General features: G+C 73.9%; 28 protein-coding genes. 13 read left to right on the top strand and 15 right to left on the bottom strand.

Annotated features, from left to right (window positions below; all coding sequences use genetic code 11):
* Window positions 1-69: 69 nt before the first annotated feature.
* Window positions 70-855, bottom strand: a complete 786-nt coding sequence (locus LG634_RS13080) for a dioxygenase family protein (RefSeq protein ID WP_226733939.1) — start codon at window positions 853-855, stop codon at window positions 70-72.
* Between the two features lie 137 nt (window positions 856-992).
* Between LG634_RS13080 and LG634_RS13075 the strand changes: the two genes are divergently transcribed.
* Window positions 993-1,457 carry a MarR family winged helix-turn-helix transcriptional regulator gene (locus LG634_RS13075; RefSeq protein ID WP_226733938.1) on the top strand — a complete coding sequence of 155 codons (465 nt, stop codon included), beginning with the start codon at window positions 993-995 and terminating at the stop codon, window positions 1,455-1,457.
* A 37-nt stretch (window positions 1,458-1,494) separates the two neighbouring features.
* On the opposite strand, the gene LG634_RS13070 is transcribed toward LG634_RS13075, so the two are convergent.
* The gene (locus LG634_RS13070; protein ID WP_226733937.1) at window positions 1,495-1,680 is read right to left on the bottom strand and encodes a DUF6126 family protein; all 186 of its coding nucleotides are present in this window, start codon (window positions 1,678-1,680) and stop codon (window positions 1,495-1,497) included.
* 37 nt (window positions 1,681-1,717) lie between these two features.
* A complete protein-coding gene (locus LG634_RS13065) occupies window positions 1,718-2,356 on the bottom strand; it encodes a helix-turn-helix domain-containing protein (RefSeq protein WP_226733936.1) in 639 nt (212 codons plus the stop codon).
* A gap of 107 nt (window positions 2,357-2,463) precedes the next feature.
* Between LG634_RS13065 and LG634_RS13060 the strand changes: the two genes are divergently transcribed.
* Together LG634_RS13060 and LG634_RS13055 are read left to right on the top strand one after the other, a co-directional pair.
* Window positions 2,464-3,093 carry an alpha-ketoglutarate-dependent dioxygenase AlkB gene (locus LG634_RS13060; protein WP_226733935.1) on the top strand — a complete coding sequence of 210 codons (630 nt, stop codon included), beginning with the start codon at window positions 2,464-2,466 and terminating at the stop codon, window positions 3,091-3,093.
* Between the two features lie 159 nt (window positions 3,094-3,252).
* A complete protein-coding gene (locus LG634_RS13055) occupies window positions 3,253-3,708 on the top strand; it encodes a Crp/Fnr family transcriptional regulator (protein ID WP_226733934.1) in 456 nt (151 codons plus the stop codon).
* Window positions 3,709-3,738: 30 nt separating this feature from the next.
* On the opposite strand, the gene LG634_RS13050 is transcribed toward LG634_RS13055, so the two are convergent.
* Window positions 3,739-5,175 (bottom strand): amidase, encoded by a 1,437-nt coding sequence (locus tag LG634_RS13050; RefSeq protein WP_226733933.1) that lies wholly within the window; start codon window positions 5,173-5,175, stop codon window positions 3,739-3,741.
* 302 nt (window positions 5,176-5,477) lie between these two features.
* On the opposite strand from LG634_RS13050, the gene LG634_RS13045 reads away from it, so the two are divergent.
* Both LG634_RS13045 and LG634_RS13040 read left to right on the top strand, forming a co-directional pair.
* Window positions 5,478-5,909 (top strand): subtilase-type protease inhibitor, encoded by a 432-nt coding sequence (locus LG634_RS13045; protein ID WP_226733932.1) that lies wholly within the window; start codon window positions 5,478-5,480, stop codon window positions 5,907-5,909.
* A 247-nt stretch (window positions 5,910-6,156) separates the two neighbouring features.
* Window positions 6,157-7,065, top strand: a complete 909-nt coding sequence (locus LG634_RS13040) for a glycoside hydrolase family 19 protein (RefSeq protein WP_308072469.1) — start codon at window positions 6,157-6,159, stop codon at window positions 7,063-7,065.
* Between the two features lie 70 nt (window positions 7,066-7,135).
* Here the strand turns inward: LG634_RS13040 and LG634_RS13035 are convergent, their stop codons facing one another.
* From LG634_RS13035 to LG634_RS13015, 5 genes are all read right to left on the bottom strand, one after another.
* Window positions 7,136-8,083 (bottom strand): aldo/keto reductase, encoded by a 948-nt coding sequence (locus LG634_RS13035; protein WP_226733931.1) that lies wholly within the window; start codon window positions 8,081-8,083, stop codon window positions 7,136-7,138.
* Window positions 8,084-8,215: 132 nt separating this feature from the next.
* Window positions 8,216-8,569, bottom strand: coding sequence for a hypothetical protein (locus tag LG634_RS13030; RefSeq protein WP_226733930.1), 354 nt, complete (start codon window positions 8,567-8,569; stop codon window positions 8,216-8,218).
* Between the two features lie 135 nt (window positions 8,570-8,704).
* On the bottom strand, window positions 8,705-8,974 hold the full coding sequence (locus tag LG634_RS13025; RefSeq protein ID WP_226733929.1) for a hypothetical protein: 270 nt from the start codon (window positions 8,972-8,974) through the stop codon (window positions 8,705-8,707).
* Window positions 8,971-9,309 (bottom strand): hypothetical protein, encoded by a 339-nt coding sequence (locus tag LG634_RS13020; protein WP_226733928.1) that lies wholly within the window; start codon window positions 9,307-9,309, stop codon window positions 8,971-8,973. The genes LG634_RS13025 and LG634_RS13020 overlap by 4 nt, the downstream gene beginning before the upstream one ends.
* Window positions 9,310-9,388: 79 nt before the next feature.
* Complete coding sequence (locus tag LG634_RS13015) at window positions 9,389-10,249, bottom strand: GNAT family N-acetyltransferase (RefSeq protein WP_226733927.1); 861 nt, start codon at window positions 10,247-10,249, stop codon at window positions 9,389-9,391.
* Window positions 10,250-10,439: 190 nt separating this feature from the next.
* Here LG634_RS13015 and LG634_RS13010 point away from each other — a divergent pair, with 190 nt between their 5' ends.
* Window positions 10,440-12,059 (top strand): phospholipase D-like domain-containing protein, encoded by a 1,620-nt coding sequence (locus LG634_RS13010; protein ID WP_226733926.1) that lies wholly within the window; start codon window positions 10,440-10,442, stop codon window positions 12,057-12,059.
* A gap of 69 nt (window positions 12,060-12,128) precedes the next feature.
* Here LG634_RS13010 and gad read toward each other — a convergent pair whose 3' ends face one another.
* Window positions 12,129-13,514: a glutamate decarboxylase gene (gad, locus tag LG634_RS13005; protein WP_226733925.1), complete on the bottom strand. Its 1,386-nt coding sequence runs from the start codon at window positions 13,512-13,514 to the stop codon at window positions 12,129-12,131.
* A 327-nt stretch (window positions 13,515-13,841) separates the two neighbouring features.
* Here gad and melC1 point away from each other — a divergent pair, with 327 nt between their 5' ends.
* Window positions 13,842-14,264 carry an apotyrosinase chaperone MelC1 gene (gene melC1 / locus LG634_RS13000; protein WP_226733924.1) on the top strand — a complete coding sequence of 141 codons (423 nt, stop codon included), beginning with the start codon at window positions 13,842-13,844 and terminating at the stop codon, window positions 14,262-14,264.
* Window positions 14,265-14,280: 16 nt separating this feature from the next.
* Complete coding sequence (gene melC2 / locus LG634_RS12995; protein ID WP_226733923.1) at window positions 14,281-15,108, top strand: tyrosinase MelC2; 828 nt, start codon at window positions 14,281-14,283, stop codon at window positions 15,106-15,108.
* A gap of 26 nt (window positions 15,109-15,134) precedes the next feature.
* Here the strand turns inward: melC2 and LG634_RS12990 are convergent, their stop codons facing one another.
* Window positions 15,135-15,827, bottom strand: a complete 693-nt coding sequence (locus tag LG634_RS12990; RefSeq protein WP_226733922.1) for a response regulator — start codon at window positions 15,825-15,827, stop codon at window positions 15,135-15,137.
* Window positions 15,824-17,422 (bottom strand): sensor histidine kinase, encoded by a 1,599-nt coding sequence (locus LG634_RS12985; protein WP_226733921.1) that lies wholly within the window; start codon window positions 17,420-17,422, stop codon window positions 15,824-15,826. Before LG634_RS12985 ends, LG634_RS12990 begins: the two co-directional genes overlap by 4 nt.
* A 199-nt stretch (window positions 17,423-17,621) precedes the next feature.
* On the opposite strand from LG634_RS12985, the gene LG634_RS12980 reads away from it, so the two are divergent.
* On the top strand, window positions 17,622-19,022 hold the full coding sequence (locus tag LG634_RS12980; protein ID WP_226733920.1) for a cation:dicarboxylate symporter family transporter: 1,401 nt from the start codon (window positions 17,622-17,624) through the stop codon (window positions 19,020-19,022).
* Window positions 19,023-19,083: 61 nt separating this feature from the next.
* On the opposite strand, the gene LG634_RS12975 is transcribed toward LG634_RS12980, so the two are convergent.
* Together LG634_RS12975 and LG634_RS12970 are read right to left on the bottom strand one after the other, a co-directional pair.
* Entirely contained in the window at window positions 19,084-19,593 is a 510-nt protein-coding gene (locus LG634_RS12975; RefSeq protein ID WP_226733919.1) for a DinB family protein, read from the bottom strand.
* 111 nt (window positions 19,594-19,704) lie between these two features.
* Entirely contained in the window at window positions 19,705-21,501 is a 1,797-nt protein-coding gene (locus LG634_RS12970; RefSeq protein WP_226733918.1) for a trypsin-like serine peptidase, read from the bottom strand.
* Between the two features lie 136 nt (window positions 21,502-21,637).
* On the opposite strand from LG634_RS12970, the gene LG634_RS12965 reads away from it, so the two are divergent.
* Entirely contained in the window at window positions 21,638-22,162 is a 525-nt protein-coding gene (locus LG634_RS12965) for a hypothetical protein (RefSeq protein WP_226733917.1), read from the top strand.
* A gap of 74 nt (window positions 22,163-22,236) precedes the next feature.
* Here the strand turns inward: LG634_RS12965 and LG634_RS12960 are convergent, their stop codons facing one another.
* A complete protein-coding gene (locus tag LG634_RS12960; protein ID WP_226733916.1) occupies window positions 22,237-23,202 on the bottom strand; it encodes a threo-3-hydroxy-L-aspartate ammonia-lyase in 966 nt (321 codons plus the stop codon).
* A gap of 371 nt (window positions 23,203-23,573) precedes the next feature.
* On the opposite strand from LG634_RS12960, the gene LG634_RS12955 reads away from it, so the two are divergent.
* The 3 genes from LG634_RS12955 to LG634_RS12945 form a co-directional block, all read left to right on the top strand.
* Complete coding sequence (locus LG634_RS12955) at window positions 23,574-24,080, top strand: helix-turn-helix domain-containing protein (protein WP_226733915.1); 507 nt, start codon at window positions 23,574-23,576, stop codon at window positions 24,078-24,080.
* Between the two features lie 262 nt (window positions 24,081-24,342).
* Window positions 24,343-25,047 (top strand): hypothetical protein, encoded by a 705-nt coding sequence (locus tag LG634_RS12950; protein WP_226733914.1) that lies wholly within the window; start codon window positions 24,343-24,345, stop codon window positions 25,045-25,047.
* The coding region (locus tag LG634_RS12945; protein ID WP_226733913.1) for an MAB_1171c family putative transporter at window positions 25,044-26,083 on the top strand (1,040 nt) is incomplete at its 3' end. The genes LG634_RS12950 and LG634_RS12945, both read left to right, overlap by 4 nt.

The following is a 26,083-nucleotide window of genomic DNA, read 5'->3' as shown; positions in this document are numbered from 1 at the left end:
GGTGTGCGGGAACGCGCGCACGGGGCGGGTGCGCGGGAAGGAGGTGCAGCCGGGCTGCGGGCGGGTACGTCAGCCGAACTGGAGGGACCGTTTGGCCAGGCCCATCCAGAAGCCGTCGACGGCGGTCTGCTGGCTGCCGAGCTCCTCGTGGGCCGCGCCGAGCGTGACGAACAGCGGGGCGAAGTGCTCGGTGCGCGGGTGGGCGAGCCGGCCGGCCGGCGCCTTGTGCTCGAAGTCGAGCAGGGCGTCGACGTCGGCCGATTCCAGGGCGCGGCGGCCCCAGTCGTCGAATTCGGCGGACCAGCCGGGCACGCCCGGACCGGTGTGCCGCAGGGCGGCGAGGTTGTGGGTGAAGAAGCCGCTGCCGACGATCAGGACGCCCTCGTCGCGGAGCGGGGCGAGCCGCCGGCCGATGTCCATCAGCCGGCGCGGGTCGAGCGTCGGCATGGAGACCTGGAGGACGGGGACGTCCGCGTCGGGGAACATCTCGACCAGAGGGACGTAGGCGCCGTGGTCGAGGCCGCGGTCGGGGATGTCCTGGACCGGCGTACCGGGCGCGCGCAGCAGTTTGCGCACGCTCGCGGCCAGCTCCGGCGCGCCGGGGGCGTCGTAGCGGACCTGGTAGTAGTGCTCCGGGAAGCCCCAGAAGTCGTAGACGAGCGGGACCGGCTCGATGGCCCCGAGGGCCAGCGGGGCCTCTTCCCAGTGCGCCGAGACCATCAGGATCGCCCGGGGCCGGGGCAGCCCGGCGGCCCAGGCGGCCAGCTCGCCCGGCCACACCGGGTCGTCGGCGAGCGGAGGTGCGCCGTGGCTGAGGTACAGGGCGGGCATCCGCCCGTGGGTCGCAGTGCTCATGGTGCCTCTCTCCCAGTGTGAGCGCGCCCGGCGACGGATGGACGGCGGAGGGGCGACGACGGCGTGGTTCGAATTTGAACCACACGCCGACAGTACCCCCAGGTTCGAATTTGAACAACTGCCGTAGGCTGGGCCCCATGGCAGAAACGAGATGGCTCGATCCGAGCGAAATGCGGGCCTGGAAGGCGTTCCTCGCGGCCGGAGCCCTGCTGAACCGGCGTCTCGACCAGCAGCTGAAGGAGGACTCGGGCCTCTCGCACGCGCAGTACGAGATCCTGGTGCGGCTGTCCGCGCATCCGGACGGCGAGCTGCGCATGACCGAGCTCGCGGACGCCCTGATCAACTCGAAGAGCGGCCTCACCTACCAGGTGGGCCAGCTGGAGAAGGCGGGCCTGGTGCGCCGGCGCAGCTGCCCGTCGGACGTCCGCGGCGTGTTCGCGGTACTGACAGAGGCGGGCCGGGAGCTGCTGGAGCGGGCGGCGCCGGGCCATGTGGCGGCGGTCCGCGAGCTGCTGATCGACGTGCTGACGCCGGAGCAGCGGGAGGCGATCGCGGACGGGCTGGGCGAGGTGACCCGCCGGCTGCGCGCCGGCTCCGCCTGACCGCAGCCGGCGCCCGCGCGGCGGCCCCGGGCCGCGCCTACCCGGCGTCGCCCAGGGCGAACAGCAGGTAGAGGAAGAACGCGAAGAGGTGGCCGAGGAAGAGGTAGGCGACCAGCCGGATCACGAGCCCCCGCGGGAACTTCGCCTCGATCCGGTCCCGGACGGTCCGGCCGTCGGCGTCGGCCGGGTTCGCGCCCGCGGTCTGTCCCTGTTCGTGCGACATGGGTGTCCCCTCGATGTGTGCGCGGCAGTGCGCGGTGTCAGCGCCGCGGAGCGCCGTCGCCGAGGCACAGCCCGGCGACCGCGCTCTGCAGCAGGGTGTGGACGAAGAGCAGCTCGGCCCCGCCGGCGGTGACGGCGGCGATGCGGTGCGGGGTGAGCGAGTCGAAATGGGCGCTGTCCCCCGGCTCCAGGCGGTACTCGGTGTCGCCGAGGTGGAGCCTCAGGCCGCCCTTGAGGACGTACAGCCACTCCTCGCCGGGATGGACGCGGACCAGTTCGCCCTGACTGCGCCCGTGCGGCACGTGCACCCGCAGCGCCTGCATGCCCCGGCCGGAGCCGCCGGCCTGCCAGTAGGTCCAGCCGTCCGCCTCCCGGGCGCCGGGCCCGCCGTGCCGGACCACCGGGTCGGCCGTGGGGAGCGTCTCGCCCAGCAGTTCGGATACCGTCGTACCGTAGGCACGGGCCAGGCCGAGCAGCATCGGCAGGGACGGCTGCCGACGCCCGGTCTCCAGCCGCGACAGGTGCGCCGGCGAGAGCCGGGCCCGGGCGGCGGCCGCCTCCAGGGTCAGCCCGGTGCGGCGGCGGAGTTCCCGCAGCTGCGGGGCGACCACGGGCAGCTCGTCGGCCCCTTCGGCGGCCGGACCGGCGTCGGATCCGGGCACGGGCTCGGTGTTCATGCCTCGATTGAGCCAGACGGTTACCCCAGGGGCAAACGACGTTGCCTCTGAGGCAAAGCCGCTCCGCCGCTCGAACGCATGCGCGAATTACGGCGTACGATGGCCGTATGCACGCATCCCTCCAGGGTTCCCTCTTCGACCAGGGCGACGACATGCGCCTCGGCCCGCTGGCCGGGGTGCGGCGGACCGAGCTGGGGGCCGGAGCCTGGGTGGACCTGCTGCCCGGATGGCTGTCCGGGGCGGACGCGCTGTACGAAGAGCTGGCCGCCGGGGTCCCCTGGCGGGGCGAGCGGCGGCGGATGTACGAGCGGGAGGTGGACGTGCCCCGGCTGCTCGCCCACTACGGCGAGGGGGCGCCGCTGCCGCACCCGGTGCTCACCGAGGCGCGGGACGCCCTGTCCCGCCACTACGCACCGGAGCTGGGCGAGCCGTTCGTGACGGCCGGGCTGTGCTTCTACCGGGACGGCCGGGACAGCGTGGCCTGGCACGGCGACCGCAACGGGCGCTCGGCCCGCGAGGACACCATGGTCGCGATCCTGTCGGTGGGCGACCCGCGGGACCTGGCCCTGCGGCCGCGCGGCGGCGGCCCGGCGGTGCTGCGGCTGCCGCTCGGCCACGGGGACCTGGTGGTGATGGGCGGTTCCTGCCAGCGGACCTGGGAGCACGCCGTACCGAAGTCCGCGCGGGCCGTCGGGCCGCGGATCAGCGTCCAGTACCGCACCCGCGGCGTGTCCTGAGCCCTGCGTAGCCCGGCCGGTATCCGCCGGGCATGGCCGATCCGGCCCCTGCTCGGCGACACTGGGGCCAGGCGGTGTCGTCCGGGGCCGGTCCGTTCCGGCCGGATTCCGGCGGTGCCGCCCAGGGGGACCGGACGGGGGACGAGAGCGGAGGCCGCCGTGAGCACACCTTCTCCCACCCGCATCGCCGCCGTACTGTCGGCCGACCACCGCGGCCGGCTGATGGCCCTCGCCCACGAGGTGCGCTTCGAGGAGGGCGAGCGCCTGTTCACCGAGGGAGCCCGTGCCGAGGCCTTCTGGATCGTGCGGTCGGGCACGGTCACGCTGGAGATACCCGTGGCGGACCGCCGCCCGGCCGTGATCGAGAGCCTGGGGCCGGGCGAGCTCGTCGGCTGGTCCTGGCTCTTCCCCCCGTACGTCTGGCAGCTGAGCGCCGAGGCGATGACGCCGGTGCGGGCGTACGAGTTCGACGCGACGGGCGTCCGCATGCTGATGGACGCGGATCCGGCGTTCGGCTCCGCCCTGGGGCACTGGGTGGGCCGGGTCCTGGCCCAGCGGCTGCACGAGACCAGGACCCGGCTGATCGACCTGTACGCACCCCACCTCAGCCGGTAGCGCCGCGACCGGCCGTCCGGCCCGGCGGACTCACCAGAGGGCGGGTCGCCGGGCCGCCCACGGCCGGGCGGTCTCCAGCTGGGCGGCCAGCGAGATCAGCCCCGCCTCGTCCCCGTACCGGCCGCCGAGCATGATCCCGACGGGCAGCCCCTCGTCCGTCCAGTGCAGCGGCACGCTCGCGGCCGGCTGGCCGGTCGCGTTGTAGAGCGGGGTGTACGGGGTGTAGGCGGCCAGCCCGGCGAACTCCGCCGCAGGGTCCTCGTCGTTGCGCAACCCTCCGACGGGGGCGGGCAGTTGGGCGAGCGTCGGAGTCAGGATCATGTCGTACGTGCCCAGCAGCGCCTCGGCGATCAGGTCGCCGAGCATCCGGAACGCGTACAGGGCACCGGTGAACTCGGTGGCGGCCACCCGGGCGCCGGCCTCCCGCAGGTGGCGGCTGAGCGGCATCAGCAGCTTCTCGTCCTCGGGTGCGACCGGGGCCATGGCCGCGATGACCTCCCAGACCCGGCTGAACGAGGCGAGCAGCCGGTCGTCGGCGGGCAGCGCCAGCTCGTCGACCTGGTGCCCGAGGCCCCGCAGCAGGGCGGCGGCGCCGTCGAACGCGGCCCGGCACTCGGGGTCCAGCGCCACCCCGGGCACGGGCGGCTCCGGGAGGGCGACGATGCGCAGCGCGCCGGGCTCGCGGCGGGCGGCGGCGAGGAAGGTGTCGCCGGGCGGCAGCGAGGGCGCTCCGTACGGGTCGGCGGCGGTGGCGGGCCCGGCCAGCACGTCGAGGAGGGCGGCGGCATCGGCGACCGTGCGGGCCACCGGTCCCTGCGTGGACAGGCCGCTGACGTCGTGGAACACCGGGCCGCCGGCCACCCGGCCACGGCTCGGCTTGATGCCGACCAGGCCGCAGACGGACGCGGGGATGCGGATCGAACCGCCGCCGTCGGAGGCGTGCGCGACCGGCGCCAGCCCGCCGGCCACCGCGGCGGCGGCGCCCCCGGAGGAGCCGCCGGCCGAGCGGCCGAGGTCCCAGGGCGTGCGGGCGGGCGGCGCGAGCGTGTTCTCGGTGTAGCAGGGGAGTCCGAACTCGGGCGTGTTGGTCTTGCCCAGCATCACCGTGCCGGCCGCACGGAGCCGGACCACCGTGTGGTCGTCGCGGTCGGGGACGTGGTCCGCGTACACCTGCGAACCGAGGGTGCAGCGGACGCCGGCCACGGCGTGGAGGTCCTTCACGGGGACCGGGACCCCGTGCAGCGGGCCCAGGTCACGGCCGTCCCGGCGGGCCGCGAGGGCTTCCCTCCCGGCCTGTGCCGCCTGCTCGCGGGCCAGTTCGGGGGTCACCGTGAGGAAGGCGCCGAGGGTGGCGTCGTGGCGCTCGATGCGGCCGAGGTAGTGCTCGGTCAGCTCGGCGGGCGACACCGTGCCCGCCTTGATCGCCTCGCCCTGTTCCACAGCGGTCAGATCGTGCAGCTCGGCCATGTCTGCCTGCCCTCTCGGTCGTTCGTGCGGTGCGGCCGATCCTTGCAGCCGCGCAGGGGGACCACCAGGGGTCTACGGGACGTCGAGGAGCGGTGGGATCACGCCCCGGCACCCGCCGACGGCGTTCTTCGGACGATTCCCTTCCGCGAATCCGCACAGGTCAGGGCGGGCCGGCCGGCCACGATCTGCACCTATGGCTTCACCTTGAGTGACGAGAACTCGCGGTCGATGTAGGCAATGTGACGAGCCGTAGGCAAGACTCCCGTCCGATAACCGGAACCACACCGATGGGAGTGTTCGACATGCGGATCATCACACGGGGCCTCGGCATCGCGGCCGCGGCCGCCCTCGCCCTGGCCGCCGTCCCCGGCCCGGCCGGCGCCGCACCCAGTGGAGCGGAGAGCCTCTACGCACCGTCCGCCCTGGTGCTCACCGTGGCCCCGGGGGCGCTGGAGGACGACCTGTCCGTCCTGCGTGCGGTGACCCTCACCTGCGCGCCCACCCCGAGCGGCACCCACCCGGACCCGGCCGGCGCCTGCGCCGAGCTCAACGCCACCGGCGCGGAGCTGGACTTCGTCACCGACGGCGGCACCTCCACCGCGTGTACCCGGGAGTGGAACCCGTACACGGTGACGGCGGACGGCGTCTGGCAGGGGCAGCGCTTCACCTACACCCACACCTTCGGCAACCCGTGCACCATGCGCAACGGCAAGGGCACGGTGTTCAACTTCTGACCCGACGACCGGCCGGAACGCCGGATGCGCAGCCCCGGTCCGCACGCCGACGGCGGATCAGGCGCGACAGGGCCGGCCGGGCACTCGCCCGGCCGGCCCCCGGCGTTCCGGCGCGCAGCATTCCGGCACTCCCGGCCCCATTCCATCACTCTTGGTCTAGACCTTGACAGGTCCAGACCATTTCGGTTCAGTGGCGGCAGGCCCGTCGGCCCCGGCGGGCAACTCCCCCCACCCCAGGAGCAGTTCCGTGATCCGTGCGTTCCGTCACCGCACCCTCGCGCTGCTGGCCGCCTCCGCGACCGCCGCCCTGACCCTCGCCCTGCCCGCCTCCCCCGCCGCCGCGGCCGACTGCGCCGCCCCGTGGGCCCAGGGCTCCGTCTACACCGGCGGCGCCACCGTCTCGCACTCCGGCCACAACTGGCGGGCCAAGTGGTGGACCCAGGGCGAGACCCCCGGCACCACCGGTACCTGGGGGGTGTGGGCCGACCAGGGAAGCTGTGGCACCGGGCCCGGTCCGGACCCGGACCCCCAGCCCGGCGGATTCGTGGTCAGCGAGGCCCAGTTCCGGCAGATGTTCCCGAACCGCAGCTCCTTCTACACGTACGCCGGACTGACCGCGGCCCTGTCCGCGTACCCCGGCTTCGCCGGCACCGGCAGCGACACGGTCCGGCGCCAGGAGGCCGCCGCCTTCCTCGCGAACGTCTCGCACGAGACCGGCGGCCTGGTCCACGTGGTGGAGCAGAACACCGCCAACTACCCGCACTACTGCGACGCGACGCAGCCGTACGGCTGTCCGGCCGGGCAGGCGGCGTACTACGGCCGCGGCCCCATCCAGCTGAGCTGGAACTTCAACTACAAGGCGGCCGGCGACGCGCTGGGCATCAACCTGCTGGCCGACCCGTACCTCGTCGAGCGGGACCCCGCGGTCGCCTGGAAGACCGCGCTCTGGTACTGGAACACCCAGAACGGTCCCGGCCGGATGACCCCGCACGCCGCCATGGTGAACGGCGCCGGCTTCGGCGAGACGATCCGCTCGATCAACGGCGCGCTGGAGTGCAACGGCGGCAACCCCGCCCAGGTGCAGAGCCGCATCGACAACTACACCCGGTTCACGCAGATCCTCGGGGTGGCACCCGGGTCCAACCTGAGCTGCTGACACGGCCGGAGGGCTCCGGGACCGGGCTCACCGGCCCGGTTCCGGAGCCCTCCGCGGCACCGGGGTCCGGTCAGCGGGGGCAGGCCGCCTCGACGTCGGCGAGCACGCCGGCGTCCAGCACCACGTCCGCGGCCGCGGCGTTGGCGCGGACCTGCTCGGCCGAGGTGGCACCGGAGATGACGGACGCGCAGCCGGGCTGGGCGGTCAGCCAGCCGATGGCCAGCTCCAGCATCGAGTGGCCGCTCTTCTCGGCGACGCCCGCGAGGGCCTCGACGCGGTCGATGCGGTCCTCGACGTAGCCGGGCTCGTCGTCGTCCGCGAGGCGCGAGGCCGCCGGGACCGGGGCGCCGCGGCGGATCTTGCCGGTGAGCAGGCCGTTGGCGAGCGGGTAGTACGGCAGCACGCCGACGCCGTAGTGGCGGGCGGCGGGCAGGAGTTCGGCCTCGGCGCCGCGGTCGAGCAGCGACCACTCGTTCTGCGCCGAGACGAACGGGACGGCGCCGGTCTCGCGGGCGGTGTGGGCGGCTTCGGCCAGCTGCCAGCCGGTGAAGTTCGAGTGGCCGAGGTAGCGGACCTTGCCCTCGCGGACCAGCTCGGAGAGCGCGGCCAGGGTCTCGGCGAGCGGGGTCGCCGGGTCGTGGCTGTGGAGCTGGAGGAGGTCGATGTGGTCGGTGCCGAGCCGGCGCAGCGAGGCCTCGACGGCGCGGCGTATGTACGCCCGGCCGCCCTTGGCGCCGGCGGCCGGACCGTAGCCCATGTCGGCGCCGTCGTAGCCGAACTTGGTGGCGAGGACGACCTCGTCGCGACGGCCCTTGAGCGCCTGGCCGAGGAACTCCTCGGAGCTGCCGCGCGGGCTGCCGTAGATGTCGGCCCCGTCGAAGAAGGTGATGCCGGCGTCGAGGGCCGCGTCCACGACCTCCTTGGTGGCGCGGGCGTCCAGGCGCCAGCCGAAGTTGTTGGTGCCGAGGCCTACGGCCGAGACGTGCAGCCCGGAGGTGCCGAGAGTTCCGTAACGCATGGGTGGGACGGCTCCGTTCGTTGTCGGTGCCCAGTGGTCGAAATCCGTACGGTCCCAGCCTCGCACGGCGCACCGCCCGCCCGGCCGGGCGGTGGTCGAGGGCCCGTCCGGTCCCGCTCGGGTACCGCTCGATCAGGCCGCCGGGCCGGGCTTGGGTCCGTGCAGCCGGGAGCGGCGGGGGTTGCCGAGCATCCGCGGCGGCAGGACGGGGGCGCCGCCGGGCAGGCCGGGGGCGGGCGGCGGCAGGCCGAGGCTGTGGCGCAGTCCGGCGACGGCCGCGTAGACGGGGGCGAGGGCGCCGGGCGCGGCCGGGTGGGCGGTGGCCAGGGCCTGGGCGGTGGTCTCGATGACTTCCAGGGCGTCCTCGGCCGCCTCCCGGCTCCAGCGTCCGGGTCCCACGGCGTCGTGCAGGTGGCAGGCGGCTTCGGCGGCCTCCGCGGCGCGCTCCCCCACGCCCGGCGCGGCCGCTTCGGGCAACAGCTTCATGCCGGGTCAACGACACCGGGGCCGCGGGGGAACGGCCCCGGCCGGATCCACCGCGGCCGGCGGGCGACCGGGACCTGCGGCGGAACCGCCCGGGCGGGCCGGGGAGCGCGGCCCGCCGGGCCCGGCCGTACCCGTTCAGGGGCCGGCGACCAGCCAGATGATGGCCACGGTGCGGGTGTCGGGGATGACGCGGTAGAGGACGGTGACCACACCGCCGGTGTCCGCGGCCGGGGCGGTGAGGCACCGGCGCAGCTCGGCTCCGGTGACGGGTTCGGCGGAGCTGCCCGCGCGCGGGTCGGCGGCGAGCTTCTTCAGGGCCAGGTACAGGGATTTGCGTTCACCCGGGGTGAGTTCGGCGACCTCGCGGTTGAGCCGCTCGGGCAGCAGAACGTTCCAGTCGCTCAAAGGCCCCCCTCGCCCGGCTCGTACGACGCGTCCAGCGAGGCGAAGAAGTCGTCCATGCCCATGGTCTTCTCGTGGCCGTCGAGGGCGTCGCCGATGGCGGTGGCGACCTCGGGGCTGGTGCGGAGGGCCAGGACGTGGCGGTATTCGGTGAGCACCGCGGGCACCGCGCCGAGCCGGGCGCTGTCCAGGCGGGCGTTGAACACGGCGAGGTCCAGCGGCGAGACCCGGGCGAGGGCGGCGCGGAGCTCCGCGATCGTCTGGGGTCCTTCGTCGTCCTGGATGCGGTAGGGGTCGGCGTACGGGCGGGGCGGGGTGCCGGGGGGCTGCGCGCTCATGGTGACCTCCGTCTCCCTTCCACCGTACGCCGATATCCGCGCTGGTCGAGCCCTGCGGCGGGGCCAATCGCGCCCCGGGTCAGCCGAGTTCGAGACTGGTGACGCCGTAGATCCCCGGCAGGTCCAGGTCGGGGGTGTCGCCGGTGTACATGCGGGCGGCCTCGAAGGAAGGGGTCAGCCCCAGTCCGGTGGCCAGGGCGGTGGCGGCCGGGTTGGCGTCGGGTACGTCCACGGCGACGGTCCGCTGCGGGGTCCGGGCGGCGAGGGCGTGCAGCAGGGCGGCGGCGGTCTCGGGGTCGTCGGCGTAGAGCGGCCCGATGCGGGAGGCGCCGCTGCAGGGACGGATCACGCCGAGGCCCTCGATGCGTCCGTCGCGGACGGCGGCGAGGGCGGTGCGGCCGGGCAGCCCGGTCCAGGCGGACAGGAAGCCGTCGCGGGGCTCGGGGAAGAAGCGGCGGTCGTAGGCGGCGAGCCGGTCGAAGGGCAGGGTGCCGGCGTCGGCGAGCTCGACCCCGTCGGGCAGCGGCGGCGCCGTGTCGGGGACCCGGCCTTCGTAGCGGATGTTGTTCCAGGCGGAACGGAAGCCGGAGCGGCGGTAGTTGTCCTGCTGGTCGAGGACGCCGTCCAGGCCGACGAGACGGCCTTCGAGGCGGGCCATGCCGGCGTTCCACATCCGGATGCCGTACCCCTGGCCGCGCACCTCGGGGCGGGCGATGTAGAAGCCGATGAAGCCGAAGCCGGTGCCGTAGCGGACGGCGGAGATGCAGGCGACGGGTTTGCCGTCGAGGCGGCCGACGAGGAATCCGGCCGGGTCGGCGACGGCGAACGCGGTGACGTCGGTGTCGCCGGGGTTCCAGCCCTCGTCGTCGGCCCAGGCGCGGAGCAGGGCCATGTCGTCGCGGCTGGCGGGGGTGATCTCGAACTTCTCGTTCCGTTCCATGGCGGCGTTGTAGCAGAAATGAGGCGACTTCCGTGCGGAGTGGCCGATTCCATGCTGTTCCGATCTCGAACAGATGCTACGGACTGGTAACTTCCGCGCGTTGATCTTGTCGGGCACCTCGTTCGGGGCGCCTGCCTGCGCGTCCGCAAACGCGCCGCACCACCGATCCGCTCTCAGCCAAGGAAGCACATTGCACCGCCACCGGCTCCGCCGTTCGTTCCTCCCGGCGTTCGCGCCCGCCCTCGCCCTCGCCCTCCTCCCGGCCGCTCCGGCCGCCGCCGAATCCGGTCCCGCCCCGCACCTCGACGCGGTCGAGCGGACCCTCCGCCAGGTCTCCCCGGGGCTGGAAGGGCAGGTCTGGCAGCGCACCGCGGGCAACCGCCTCGACGGGACGGCGGCCGAGCCGGACGGCTGGCTGCTGCCGACCCCGGGCTGCTGGGGCGACCCGTCCTGCACGGACCGCCCGGGCACCCGCCGGCTGCTCGCGAAGATGACCGAGAACATCTCCAAGGCGCAGCGGACGGTCGACATCTCCACCCTGGCGCCGTTCCCGGACGGCGCCTTCCAGGACGCGATCGTCGCCGGCCTCAAGGCCTCGACGGCGAACGGCAACCACCTCAAGGTCCGCGTCCTGGCCGGCGCGGCGCCGCTGTACCACATGAGCGTGGTGCCCTCGAAGTACCGCGACGAGCTGGTGGCGAAGCTGGGCGACGCGGCGGGCCGGGTGACGCTCAACGTGGCCACGATGACCACGTCGAAGACCTCCCTGTCGTGGAACCACTCGAAGCTCGTGGTGGTCGACAACCGGTCCGCGATCACCGGCGGCGTCAACAGCTGGAAGGGCGACTACCTGGAGACCGCCCACCCGGTGGCGGACGTGGACATGGCCCTGTCGGGGCCGGCCGCCGCCTCCGCGGGCCGCTACCTGGACACCCTGTGGGGCTGGACCTGCGCCAACAAGAGCAGCCTGGCGAGCGTCTGGTTCGCCGCGTCCAACGGCGGCGACTGCACGCCCGCACTGGAGCAGCAGACCGCGGGCCTGCCCGACCCGGCCGCGGGCGACACCCAGGTCATCGCGGTCGGCGGCCTCGGCGTGGGCATCCGGAGCGTGGACCCGCTGTCGCAGTTCCGGCCCGCCCTGCCGGTCGCGTCCGACACGAAGTGCAGCATCGTGAGCCTGCCGGACAAGACCAACGGGGACCGCGACTACGACACGGTCAACCCCGAGGAGAGCGCCCTGCGCGCCCTGCTGGCGAGCGCCACCGGACGCATCGAGATCTCCCAGCAGGACCTCAACGGCAGCTGCCCCCCGCTGCCCCGCTACGACATCCGCGTGTACGACACCCTCGCCGCGAAGCTGGCGGCCGGCGTGAAGGTCCGCATCGTGGTCAGCGACCCGGCCAACCGCGGTGCGGTGGGCAGCGCCGGCGGCTACTCGCAGATGAAGTCGATGGCCGAGATCAGCGACACCCTGCGGGACCGGCTGGCGCGGCTCACCGGTGACACGGGCAAGGCCCGGGCCGCGATGTGCACGAACCTCCAGCTGGCCCCGTTCCGGGCCGCCGCCGGCACGAACACCTGGGCGGACGGCAGCCCGTACGCCCAGCACCACAAGCTGATCTCCGTGGACGGCTCGGCGTTCTACATCGGCTCGAAGAACCTGTACCCGGCCTGGCTCCAGGACTTCGGCTACATCGTGGAGAGCCCGGCGGCCGCCGCGCAGCTCGACGCCGAGCTGCTGGCCCCGCAGTGGCAGCACTCGAAGCACGCCGCGACGTTCGACTACGAGCGCGGTGTCTGCCAGGCCTGACGCCCGGCAGCGGACGACCGGGGGCGGGCGGCGCAGCGGATGCGCCGCCCGCCCGCCGTGCGTCCGGGCTCAGTGGTGGAAGCCGCCGCGCGCCTCGGCCGGCGCGGCTCCCGTCAGCCGGTCCACGGAGCGCCGGAGGTCCTCGGCGAGCAGCACGGCCTGGTCCCGGCTGACGCCGTGCCGGATCAGGATCCGCTGCACGACGGTCGACTCGCGGTCGGGCGGCAGCGGGTACGAGGGGACCTGCCAGCCGCGCAGCCGCAGCTGGTCGGAGAGGTCGTACAGGCTGAAGCCGGCGCCTTCGGGGTCGGCGAGGGTGTACGAGACCGCCGGCAGCCCGCCCTGGCCGTCGTAGAGGAGACTGAAGGGGCCCATGGCGCCGATGAGGCCGGCGAGGTGGCGGGCGGTGTCGGCGCAGGCCTGGTGGACGCGCCGGTAGCCCTCCCGGCCCAGCCGGAGGAACAGGTAGTACTGGGCGATGATCTCGCCGCCGGGCCGGGAGAAGTTCAGGGCGAACGTCGGCATGTCCCCGCCGAGGTAGCTCACCCGGAACACGAGGTCCTCGGGGAGCCGGTCGGCGGTGCGCCAGACCACCCAGCCGACGCCGAGCGGGGCGAGGCCGTACTTGTGGCCGGAGGCGTTGACGGAGGCCACCCGGGGGAGCCGGAAGTCCCAGACCACGTCGGGGTGGAGGAAGGGCGCGACGAACCCGCCGCTGGCGGCGTCCACATGGATCGGAACGTCCCAGCCGTGCTCCTCCTGGATGCGGTCGAGGGCCGCGGCGATCTCGGCGACGGGTTCGTAGTCGCAGGTGTAGGTGACGCCGAGGATGGCGACCACGCCGATGGTGTTCTCGTCGACGTACCCGGCGAGCTGGTGTGCCCGCAGGCCGGTGGCGCCCGCTTCCACGGGGACCTGGCGGAGCTCGACGTCGAAGTACCGGGCGAACTTCTCCCAGCAGACCTGGACCGGGCCGCAGACGAGGTTCGGGCGGTCCGCGGGCTTGCCGGCGGCCCTGCGGGCCTCGCGCCAGCGCCACTTGAGGGCGAGGCCGCCGAGCATCGCCGCCTCGCTGGACCCGGTGGTGGAGCAGCCCGCCGCGGGGGCGCCGGCGGTGTGCGGGGCGTGCCAGAGGTCGGCCAGGATGTTGACGCAGCGGGACTCGATCTCGGCGGTCTGCGGGTACTCGTCCTTGTCGATCATGTTCTTGTCGATGCACTCGTTCATGAGGCGGTGCACCTCGTCCTCGGACCACGTGGTGCAGAAGGTCGCCAGGTTCTGCGCCGCGTTGCCGTCGAGCAGCAGCTCGTTGTGGATCATCGAGTAGACGATGCCGGGCGGGGCCGAGTGCACCGGCATCCGGAGCTTGGGCAGGACGTGCTCGCTGAGGGCGGAGGCGAAGACGTCCGTGTCGCCGGCGTCGCCGTGCGCGGGCCGGGTGGTGTGCAGTGCCATCGACCGAGTGAATCACCTCATGACCGACAAGAGCGGGCATTTCACTCCGTGCGGCATGGCTACCGATCCCGCCAGCTTTCGCCTGTGAGAGCCATTACCTCAACGCGCATAGAACAGAAGATCTTCCGGCATACCAGCCAGTAGACAGGAAGATCTTCGGAGTCGAATGAACAGTCGGTAACGCGCTCGACAAGATCAACAAACTGGTTTTCCACGCAACATATCCCCGGATGTCCGGATCGCTTCGGACCACCTGATGTTCATTTTTCCGGGCCATAACCTCACTGATAGTCATCGGTCGCACCATTCGACCGATCAAGGACTGTCATGTCTCAACTCACCCGCCGCCGCGCCCTGATGGCCGGCGCCGGCACCCTCGCCGCGCTCGGAACCGCCGCCGCCGCACGCGCCGTCGCCGCCGGCGACCCGGCGCACTCCGGCCACGCCGCCACCACCGGAGCCGACCACTCCGGCCACGGCGCGGCCGCCGCCCCGGCCTCCTTCGACGAGGTCTTCCAGGGCCGCCGCATCAAGGGCGCTCCGGACCCGCACGCCGGCCACGGGGGCCACCACGGCGTGGGGTACACCGTCACCGTCGACGGCCGCGAGCTGCACGTGATGCGCAACGCCGACGGCAGCTGGATCAGCGTGGTCAACCACTACGAGACCTTCGCGACGCCCCGGGCGCTGGCCCGCGCCGCCGTCACCGAGCTGCAGGGCGCCGCCCTGGTACCGCTCCAGACTTTCTGATCCACAGGGGACCCCGATGACCATACGCAAGAACCAGGCCGCGCTCACCGCAGACGAGAAGGCCCGCTTCGTCAACGCCGTGCTCGAACTCAAGCGCACCGGCCGCTACGACGCCTTCGTCACCACGCACAACGGCTTCATCATGTCGGACACCGACACCGCGGACCGGGTGGGCCACCGCTCGCCCTCCTTCCTGCCCTGGCACCGCCGCTTCCTCCTGGAGTTCGAGGAGGCGCTCCAGTCCGTGGACTCCGCCGTCACCCTGCCCTACTGGGACTGGACGGCCGACCGCACCACCGGCTCCTCCCTGTGGGCCCCCGACTTCCTCGGCGGCACCGGGAGGACCCGCGACGGCCAGGTGATGGACGGCCCGTTCGCCTACTCCGCGGGCAAGTGGACCATCAACGTCCGGGTGGACGGCCGCAACTTCCTGCGCCGCGCGCTCGCTTCCTCCGTCGCCCAGCTGCCGACCCGCTCCGAGGTCGAGACCGTGCTGGGGATGTCCGTGTACGACGCCGCCCCCTGGAACAGCTCCTCCAGCGGCTTCCGCAACAACCTGGAGGGCTGGCGCGGGGCCAACCTGCACAACCGGGTGCACGTGTGGGTGGGCGGCCAGATGGCCACCGGCGTCTCCCCCAACGACCCGGTCTTCTGGCTGCACCACGCCTACATCGACAAGCTGTGGGCCGACTGGCAGAAGCTGCACCCGCAGTCGGGCTACCTGCCCACCGGCAACACGGCGAACGTGGTCGACCTCAACGACACGATGCGCCCGTGGAACAACGTGACCCCGGCCGACATGCTCGACCACACGAAGTTCTACACATTCGACACCGCGGCCTGAGCACCGCCGCCGCGGCCCGGCCGGCTTCAGGCGGCCGGGCCCGGCACCCAGCGGTAGTGGAGCTCCGGTCGGCCCACCTGGCCGTAGCGCGGGGCGCGCACGGCGCGGTCCGTGTCCACCAGGTGCTCCAGGTAGCGGCGGGCCGTGATCCGTGATATGCCCGCGGCCCCGGCGGCCGCGGCCGCCGTGATCCCGTCCGGGGCCGCCCGCAGGATGCCGGCCACCCGGTCGAGGGTGGGAGCGCTGAGCCCCTTGGGCAGGGCGGCCGGCTGGGGCGCGCGCAGGGCCGCGAGAGCGCGGTCCACGTCGTCCTGGCCGCCCGCCTCCCCGGCCGCCGTCCGGAACTCCGCGTACCGCAGCAGCCGGTCGCGCAGCGTGGGGAACGCGAACGGCTTCAGCACGTACTGCACCACCCCCAGCGAGACGCTCTCCCGGACCACGGCGAGGTCACGCGCCGAGGTCACGGCGATCACGTCCACCCGCTGCCCGGCGGCGCGCAGCGCCCGGGCCAGGCCCAGCCCGTGCCCGTCGGGCAGGTAGAGGTCGAGCAGCAGCAGGTCGACGGGGGTCCGTTCCAGCGCGCGGCGGGCCTCCGCCACCGTGTGGGCGGTGCCGGTGACGGCGAACCCGGGCACCCGCCCGACGTACAGGGCGTGGGCGGCGGCCGCGACCGGGTCGTCCTCGACGACCAGCACCCGGACCGGCGGGGCGGCGCTCATGCCGTGCCCTCCCGGTCCCGGCCGGCCGGCGCCGGGGTGCCGGGCAGCGGCAGCCGGACCGTGAACTCGGCGCCGCCGTGCGGCGGTCCGGCCGCCGTGACGGTGCCTCCGTGGCGGTGGGCGGTCTGCCGGACCAGGGCCAGCCCGAGGCCGCGGCCGGGGCCCTTGCCGGACCAGCCGCGCTCGAAGACGTCGGCGCCGGGCGGCAGGCCGGGCCCGTTGTCGGCGACCGTCAGTTCCAGGGCGCCGGCCCGGCCGCGCGCGGTCACCGCCACCCGGGCGCCCGGGGTGCCGGTCACCGCGTCCACGGCGTTGTCGATCAGGTTGCCGAGGACCGTCACCAGGTCCCGGGCAGGCAGCCCGGCGGGCAGCTCGCTGTCCGGGGTGACCACCAGTTCCACCCCGCGCTCGTGGGCCTGCGCGGCCTTGCCGAGCAGCAGCGCGGCCAGCACCGGCTCGGCGACGGCCGTCACCACCTGGTCGGTGAGCGCCTGGGCCAGCTCCAGTTCGGCGGTGGCGAACTCCACCGCCTCGTCGGTGCGGCCCAGTTCGATCAGCGAGACCACGGTGTGCAGGCGGTTGGCCGCCTCGTGCGCCTGCGAGCGCAGTGCCCCGGTGAAGCCCCGCTCGTGGTCCAGCTCCCCGGTCAGCGACTGGAGTTCGGTGTGGTCGCGCAACGTGACCACGGTGCCGCGGCGGCCGCCGCCCGCCACCGGCGAGGTGTTGACCACCAGCACCCGGTCGGCGGTCAGGTGCACCTCGTCCACCCGCGGTCCGTCGGCGAGCAGCGCCCCGGTCAGCGGGGCGGGCAGGCCGAGTTCGCCGGGGTTGCGTCCCAGCACCTCGCCCTCGACGCCCAGCAGGGCCCGGCCGCCGTCGTTGATCAGGGAGATCCGGCGCCGCCCGTCCAGCATGAGCAGGCCCTCGCGCACGGCGTGCAGGGTGGCCTGGTGGTAATCGTGCATCCGGCTCAGCTCTGCGGCGTTCATCCCGTGGGTGTGCCGGCGCAGCCGCGCGTTGACCACGTACGTGCCCAGGCCGCCCAGGACCAGCGCGCCGGCCGCGACCCAGCCGAGCGCCACCAGCCGGCCGCCGAGCCGCTCGCTCACGTTCTGCACCGTGATCCCGGCACTGACCAGGGCGATGACCCGGCCGTCCGCGGTGACGGGCGTGACCACGCGGATGGAGGGTCCCAGGGTCCCGGTGTACGTCTCGCTGAACGTGCGGCCGCGCAGCGCGGGCGCGGTGTTGCCGAGGAACCGCTCCCCTATCCGGCGGGGGTCGGGGTGGGTCCACCGCAGCCCGGCCGGATCCATGATCGTCACGAAGTCCACGCCGGCGTCGGCCCGCACCCGCTGCGCGTACGGCTGGAGCGCGGCGGACGGGTCGGGGCCGAGGACGGCCGCCCGTACCGAAGGGGCGTCCGCGACCGCCCGGGCCACCGCGCCGGCCTGCCGTTCGGCGGCCTCGGCGGCCTGGTCCCGCGCCGTCGTCCAGGCGAACGCGGCGCACACCGCGACGACGACCGCAAGCAGCACGGCCTGCATCACGAACAGCTGACCGGCGAGGCTGCGCGGACGGGGGATGCGGAACATGACGCTCAGTGTGCACCGCGCCGTGAACTCAATGAACGCAAGGGTGACCGGGGTCACAGGCTGGAGGACAGTCTTCGGGACCCCTCCGGGACGGGGGCCGCTCCGGTCCCGGAGCGGCCCCCGTCCGACGGGACCCGCCGCCCCCCACCCTCCCCCCGGCGGGTCCCGTCCCCTCTCCACCCACTCCAGGGAGCCCACCGTGTCCACACCCCGCAGAGCCGGCCGGGACCGAACCCACTACCTCTACCTCGCGGTGATCGCCGCCGTGGTGCTCGGCATCGTCACCGGGTTCGCCGCGCCCGGGGTGGCCGTCGAGCTGAAGCCGCTCGGCACCGGTTTCGTCGGCCTGATCAAGATGATGATCTCGCCGGTGATCTTCTGCACGATCGTGCTGGGCGTCGGTTCGGTCCGCAAGGCCGCCAAGGTCGGCGCCGTCGGCGGCCTGGCCCTCGGCTACTTCCTGGTGATGTCGACGGTGGCGCTCGCCATCGGTCTGCTGGTCGGCAACCTGCTGGAGCCGGGCAGCGGCCTCCGGCTGACGGAGGCCGTCCGGGACGCGGGCGCCGCGCAGGTGAAGAACGGGGCCGCCGAGTCCACCGCCGACTTCCTGCTGGGCATCATCCCGACCACCCTGGTGTCCGCCTTCACCGAGGGCGAGGTGCTGCAGACCCTGCTGGTCGCGCTGCTGTGCGGGTTCGCGCTCCAGGCGCTCGGCACGGCGGGCGAGCCGGTGCTGCGGGGCATCGGGCACGTGCAGAAGCTGGTCTTCCGGGTGCTCGCCATGATCATGTGGGCCGCGCCGGTCGGCGCGTTCGGCGCGATCGCCGCGGTCGTCGGCGCCACCGGCATCGACGCCCTCAAGTCGCTGGCCGTCATCATGATCGGCTTCTACACTGCCTGCCTGCTGTTCGTGTTCGTGGTGCTGGGCACCCTGCTGCGGCTGTGCACGGGCATCAGCGTGTTCGCCCTGCTGAAGTACCTGGGCCGGGAGTTCCTGCTGATCCTGTCCACCTCCTCCTCGGAGTCGGCGCTGCCGCGGCTGATCGCGAAGATGGAGCACCTGGGCGTGTCGCGGCCGGTCACCGGCATCACGGTGCCGACGGGCTACTCCTTCAACCTCGACGGCACGGCCATCTACCTCACCATGGCCTCGCTGTTCGTGGCCGAGGCGATGGGCAGCCCGCTGGCCCTCGGCGAGCAGGTCTCGCTGCTGCTCTTCATGATCGTGGCCTCGAAGGGCGCGGCCGGGGTGACCGGCGCCGGGCTGGCCACGCTGGCGGGCGGCCTGCAGTCGCACCGGCCGGAGCTGGTGGACGGGGTGGGCCTGATCGTGGGCATCGACCGCTTCATGAGCGAGGCGCGGGCGCTGACGAACTTCGCCGGCAACGCGGTCGCCACGGTGCTGATCGGCACCTGGACCAAGGAGTTCGACCGGGAGCGCGCCGACGCGGTGCTCGCCGGCCGGCTGCCCTTCGACGAGGCGACCCTGCTGGACGACCACGGGGTGCCGGGACCCGCGCCGGACGCCGGACGCGCTGCGCCGGACGCCGACGGGGTGACGGCCGGGGCGCCGGTGCCGGATCCGCGGCCGGTGGGCTGAGGCACGGGACGGGGATGCCGCCGGGGGCGGGGCTCATGGCCCCGCCCCCAGCGGCATGCCGTCAGTAGTAGCCCTTCTGTCCGTCGATCAGCTCGCGGATCGTGTCGAGGTGGCCGGCGTGCCGGGCGGTCTCCTCGATCAGGTGGAAGAGGATCCAGCGGACGCTGGCCGCCGCGTCCCGGTAGTCGGGGTGTCGGCCGGTCTCGTCGAGGGACCGGCTCGCGATGATCTCGTCGGTACGGGCGCACTGGCGCTCGTAGTCCGCGAGCAGCGTGGCGATCGGGATGCCCTCGACCATCATCTCGGAGTCCTCGGGCCCTTCGTAGCCCGGGCCGGTGCCCTTGCCGCCGAGGAACACCACCTCCAGCCACAGGTGCTCGACCCAGCGCAGGTGGCCGACGAGGCCGGCCGCGGTCATCAGCGGCGAGCCCGGCAGCACCGCCCGGTGGGCGTCGGCGTCGGAGAGTCCCTCGCACTTCCACCGGACGACCGCGCGCTGCATGTCGAGCCAGCCGGTCAACTGGGTCCGCTCGTCGGCGGTGTGATGAGGACGTATCCGCGATGGGGTCATGGCGCCGGAGGCTACCCGCTGCCTGGCGGGCCGGGCATCCGGATTTCCGTCCGGGACGGACTCGGGCCGGGCGCCGTCCGGCCGCCGCCGCCGGGCGGTCCTGCGGCGGCGTCAGCGCACCTTCGGCGGCACGAGCAGCCGCTCGGTGCCGAGGGCGGTGCCCGTCTCCGGGTAGGAGGACAGCCGGCCGTCGGCCCACAGGACCAGCAGGTCGTCGGCGCGGCCGTTCGCCGTGTGGCTGCCCGCCGTGCCGAGCCGGGCGGTCCGGTTCCAGGCGGACGCGGGCTTCAGCCGGTGACCGGCCTTGACCCCGCCGGGGCCGAGGTCGGGGTGGACCGTGCGGTGGCCGTCGGCCCAGCGGACCATCAGGTCCCAGCTGCCGGTGGCCCCGGTGAAGTCGCCTCCGATCAGCGCGGCGGCGTTCTTCCAGGTGGCGTTGGGCGGCTGGAGCATCTTCTCGCGGCCGAGCTTCACGGTGGTGCCGACGTCGCTGTACAGGCTCAGCTCGCCGTCGGACCAGCGCACCACCAGGTCGTCGGGGCGGGCGTTGGCGGTCCAGCGGCCGGCGGCGATCCCGGCGGCGTGCTTCCAGGTGCTGTTGGGCGCCATCAGCCGGGTCTGCCGGCCGAGCTTGCGGACGGTGCCCGCGTCGGCGTTGAGGGTGACCGAGCCGTCCGGCCAGCGGGCGATCAGGTCGCCGGTGCCGCCGCCGGTGAACTCGCCGCCGGTGAGCGTGACGGCCTTGCCCCAGACGGCGTTCGGGGCGGCGAGCCGGGACTCGGCGGTGTAGCCGCCGCGGCCGTCGCCGGTGAACAGGGTGACCTCGCCGTCGCTCCACACCACGATCAGGTCGGTCCTGCCGTCGCCCGTGTACTCGCCGGAGACCATGTGCCGGGCGTGCATCCAGGTCTCGCCGCCGCCGAGGACGTCCGGCAGGGCCGGCTTGACCTCCGGGGTGCGGCCCGCGACGGCGGCGTCGTACAGCTCGAAGACCTGGTCGTCGTAGAGCGGGCTGAAGGAGACGGCGTCGTCGTTGTTCTCCAGGCCGCCGCCGTTCCAGCCGCCGAGGTTGCCGACGAGCTTCCCGGTGCGGGTCCGCTCGTCGTAGTCCGTCAGGAACGGGCTGCCGGAGGTGCCGCCGTAGTAGCCGCCGCAGGCGAAGCGCAGCTGCTTGTAGCCGGTGACGCGGGTGGTCGTGGTGGTGCACTTGACGGCCTTGTCGGCCGGGGCGCTGCGGATGTTCGGGTAGCCGATGACGGTGACGGGGATCTGGTATCCGGGCGTCCGGGTCAGCCGGTTGCCGCCGGTGAGCTGCTGGATCTGCTTGCCGGCCGGGTTGGGGCGCACGGTGGCGAAGGCGAAGTCCAGGTCGGATCCGGGGCCGGTGCGGGTGTGCCGGTTGTCGCGGAAGGCCCGTTCGACGGCCCAGATGCCGTACGGCTGGGCGGCCGCGGAGGCGCCGGTGCGGTACTGCGGGACGAAGGCGGTCTTGGTGCCGAGGGAGCAGTGCGCGGCGGTGGCGATCAGGTTGCCCCGCGGGCTCTGCACCACGCTGGCGGTGCAGCTGTGCGTGGTCATCGCGCTGTCCACGTAGTAGAGGACGCCGACCGTCGGCGAGCCGGCGTACAGGGACGCCTGCGGGACGCCCGCGTAGGGGGACCGGGTGGGGCGGCCGGGCCGGGCGGCGGCGGACCGGGCGGCCGTTCCGGCGGCCGGGGCGGCGTCGGCCATCCGCTCGGGGGTCCAGAACCGGGCCGCCTCCTCGGAGGTCCAGGCGGCGGGCGCCACGCCCGGGGCGGCGTCGGCCGTCCGGTCCTGCGGGGCGGCCGTCGCCGGCACGGCGGGGGCGGAGATCAGGGCGGCACCGGCCACCACGGCAAGGGCTCGCGCCCGTCGAGACGTACCCACAACGGCCTTTCTGCCAGGGCAGGGCGAACGAGCACGGTCGGCCGGGCCGACGGCCCCCGGAAATCCCCCCGGATAGGATCGCGGCACGTGGACGGCGTGGTCGGGGCCGTCCGCACGAGCCAGAGGATCACACCTTATGTCACGCATACGCCGCAGCTGCGTGGGCCTGGGCGTCGGCGCCGTGCTGCTGCTCGCCGCCGCCCCGGCGGGTGCCGGAACGGGCGGTCTGGACGTGAGCCCCGGTTCGGTGCAGCGCGGCGGCCGGGTGTCGATGTACACGCTCAACCCGGGTCTGATGAACCACACCGACGGCAACGACGAGATCGCCGTCACCTCTCCGGTGTTCGACGGCACAGTGAGGCTTCGGCCGGCGGGCAGGGTCAGCTGGGAGGGCCGGGCGCGGGTGCGCTGCGACGCCCGGCCCGGCACCTATCCGGTGCGTTTCGAGGAGCCGGTCGAGTTCGACGGGAAGCCCGTCGAGGGCCGGCTGACGGTACGGGCGGACGACGCGGGCACACCGGCGGGCTGCGCCGCGTCCGCCGCGGGCCCGACCGACTCGGGGGCCGGGGCGTACGCGCTCGCGGGCGGCGCGGTGGCGGCGGTGGCCGTGGTGGGCGGTCTCACCTGGGTGGGGCTGCGCCGCCGCAGTGCCCGCCACTGACCCGGAGGGGCCGTCACCGATCCGGAGGGGCCGGCCGGCGGGCCGGCCCCGGGCGGGTCGGTGACGGGGGCCGGTCAGCCGCCGCCGAGCAGGGCGGCGTACCGCGCCATGTCGATGTTGCCGCCGCTGACCAGCACGCCGACCCGGCGGCCGCGCAGCTCCTCGGCGTGGCGGCGCAGGGCGGCCAGTCCCAGGCAGCCGGTCGGCTCGACGACCAGCTTCAGGTAGGTGGCGAACGTGCGCATGGCGTCGATGAGTTCGTCGTCGGAGGCCGTGACCACGGTGGGGGCCGTGCGCTGCAGGATCCCGAAGGTCAGGTCGCCCAGGTGCTGGGTCTGGGCGCCGTCGGCGATGGTCTGCGGGGTGTCGATGTGCACGATCCGGCCCTCGGCCAGGGACCGGCGGCCGTCGTCGCCGGCCTCCGGCTCCACCCCGTAGAGGCGGCAGCCGGGTGCGAGGGCGCCGGCGGACAGGGCGGTTCCGGAGAGCAGCCCGCCACCGCCGAGCGGCACGAACAGCGCGTCGAGCGGGCCCTCGTCCTCGAACAGCTCCCGGGCCGCGGTGCCCTGCCCGGCGATGACGTGCGGGTGGTCGTACGGAGGGATGAGGGTCAGGCCGTCCTTCTCGGCGAGGGCCCGGCCGATCTCCTCGCGGTCCTCGGTGTAGCGGTCGTACGTCACGACCCGTCCGCCGTAGCCGCGGGTGGCGGCCACCTTGGCGTCGGGGGCGTCGTGCGGCATCACGATGGTGGCGGGGATGCCGAGGAGCCGGGCGGAGAGGGCGACGGCCTGGGCGTGGTTGCCGGAGGAGTACGCGACGACGCCGGCGGCGCGCTGGGCGGGTGAGAACCGGGAGAGCGCGTTGTAGGCGCCGCGGAACTTGAAGGCGCCCATCCGCTGGAGGTTCTCGCACTTGAACACGGCCTGCAGGCCGAGCTGTTCGTCGATGAGCCGGGAACGCAGCACGGGCGTGCGGTGGGCGACGCCCTCGATGCGGGATGCGGCGTCGACGACGTCCTCGTAACGGGGAAGTCCGGTCATGGAAGCCCATTCGGTAGGGGGTGAGCCAGCTCTGCGCACGTTACCTGCACGGCTGTGCGGCAGCAGGCGACACCACTCCGGGGCGCGGGATGCGGCCGGGACCGGGACCCGTTGACGTGTCTGGGCGCCACCCCCGTGGGCGCCGAGACACGTCAACGGCATGCGATGGCCGGCCACGGCCGGGCCACCACATCGCGCCATCTAGTCAACTAGACGGGACAGCTCGAAACTTACGCCAGCCCCCTGAAGACTTGTCAAGCCCAATAGACGAGGGACCCCCGGCCGTACACTGTTCCGTCTAGTCGAGTAGATTGACTCGCGGCACGGCGGTCCCGTCGCGCCCCGAGCCGTGCACGGAGGAGGCCCCCGCCATGAGTGACCGAGCTCCCGGCGACCGCCCCGACATCGCGCGCAAGCTCGGGCACCTCATCGAGACGCTGCACCCCGAGAACCGCGGCCCGTACACGTACCAGGAGATCGCGGACCTGATCCGGCAGCGGGCCGGCGACGGCGACCCGACCGTCTCGCACGGCACCATCCAGTCGATCCGCACCGGCAAGGTGACCAACCCGAGCGTGGACTCGCTGCGGGCCCTCGCCTCCTTCTTCGGCGTCCCGCCGAGCTACTTCCTCGACGACACCGTGTCCGCCGCCGTCGACCAGCGGATCCGCGAGATCAAGGAGAGCGTCGAACGGGCCGGCGCCGGGGACGAACTCGCCAAGGCACTGGAGGACCGCGAGGTCCGCGCCGTCGCCTTCCGGCTGAGCGGGCTGTCCGCCCGGTCACTGCGCGGCATCAAGGGCATCGTCGAGGGCTTCCGCCAGGCCGAGGGGCTGCCCGCGGTGGACGCCCGCAAGCGGGGGCGCCGCTCCGGCTGAAACCAGCCGCCCCGGACTCCGCAACGACGGGATCCGCGGCCCGCCCGGCAACCCGCCCACGGTCTGCGCACTGCCCGCCACCCCGCGCTCACCTGCGGAAACCGGCCACACCAACGCCTGTCGGCCACCCCTGCCCGACATTTCGGGCCGTTCACCCCCTCGCTCTCGGCCGATTCCGCACCGGGGCTTAGGGTGTGGACGCAGGCACGGCCGGTGACTCCGCCTGCCCGGCGGCGGAGGACCCCGCCGGTCGTCCGGACGGATGGGACAAGCGGGAATGTGGCGGTGGGGACGTCGGCGCCGGGCGTGCGCCGCCCTCGCGAACGGCCTGGCACTTCCGCAGCCGTTCGACCTCGGCGCGTTCTGCGACATGATCGCCGAGGAGCGCGGCCGCCCGCTGGTGCTGCTCCCCCTCGACGGCCCCGGCGGCGAGGACCTGCCCTGCGGGGTCTGGCTCGGCCTGGACACCGCCGACCTCGTCTTCTACGACGCCGGCGCACCCGACATCCTGCGCGTGCACATCGTGCTCCACGAGATAGCCCACATGCTGCTCGGCCACGTGGCCCCCGAGCTCGACCTCGACGCCGACGCCACCCCCGAGGAACTCGACACCGCCGCCGCCCACTTCGGCCGCCTGCTGGCCCGCGCCGACGGCGCCCTGGCCGGCGCGGAGCGCCCCGACCTGCCGATCGCCGACATCGTGCGCGCCGAGTCCGCCCGGATCCGGGCCGCGGCCGCCGCCGCCCGGCCCGACGACGACCTCCTCGGCCTCTCCGCCGACCGCATCGTGCACCTCCTCGGCCGTACCAAGTACTCCAGCCGCGAAGAGCAGGAGGCCGAGACCGTCGCCACGCTGATCCTGGAGCGCGCCAGCCGGCGCAACGAGATCCAGGCCACCTCCGACGACGCCGCAGAAGTCCTCAACCGCCTCAACGACACCTTCGGGCACCCGGTACGGAACGAATGAACACCTTCAAGCTCGTCATAGCCGTCCTGCTGTGGGCGGTGGCGCTCTGGCGCCTGCCCGCCGCCGTCTGGCGCCCCCGGCAGCGCTCGACCTGGCTGGCGTTCACCGGCCTCGCGGTCGCCACCACGGTCGGCATCCCGTCGATCGCCCTCGCCATCGACACCGCGACCGGGGTCAACGACCTCTGCGTGCTGATCAAGAACCTGATCGGCATCGGCGCCTGCGCGGCCGTCCTCGACCTGGTCATCGCCATGGCCCGGCCCGACCTGCTGCGCCGCTCCCGCCGGTTCGTCGCCGCCGGCAGCGCCGCCGCCATGGCCCTGCTCACCACCCTGTTCTTCCAGGTGCCCCGGCCGGTCCGGGTCGACAACTTCTACGAGGACCACGCGGACTCGGCCGCGGCCACCGGCTACTGCCTGACCTTCGTCGCCTACCTCGCCCTCGCCACCGCGTTCGGCTCCTGGCTCTGCCTCGGCTACAGCCGCAAGTCCGGCCGCAGCTTCCTGCGCACCGGCCTCCAGGTCCTCGGCGTCGGGCTCGGCATCGGCACGGTCTACAGCCTGTTCCGCACCACCCACCTGTCGGCCCGCCTGCTCGGACTGCCGTTCCCGATGACGGAGCCGGCCGCCCAGTACACCGCCGACGCGATCGAGTACCTGGCGATCTTCCTGATCATCATCGGCAACTCCCTGGCCCCGCTGGGCACCCTGATGCAGGCGCTGCGCGACTGGCGCAGCCTGCGCGCGGTCCGCCCGCTGTGGGTGTCGCTCACCGCCGCGGTCCCCGACATCGTGCTCGGCACCCGGGTCCGGCGCGGCCCGCGGATCCGGCTGCACCGGGCCGTCATCGAGATCCGCGACGCGGCCCTCGTGCTGTCCCCGTACGCGGACGCCGGGATGCGGGAACGCGCCCTCGCCGCGGCCCGGGAGGCCGGGCCGGCCGGCGAGGCGCCGGAGACGACGGCCCAGGCGCTGTGGCTGCGCGCCGCCGCCGGGGCCCGGGCCCGCGGCGGGGCGGCCGCGCCCCCGGGCCGGGC

The organism is Streptomyces bambusae, from assembly GCF_020532645.1.
In the GTDB taxonomy this organism is placed as follows: domain Bacteria; phylum Actinomycetota; class Actinomycetes; order Streptomycetales; family Streptomycetaceae; genus Streptomyces; species Streptomyces bambusae.
Note: the sequence above shows the minus strand (reverse complement) of the source record. Positions and strands in the feature narration are given on the sequence as shown.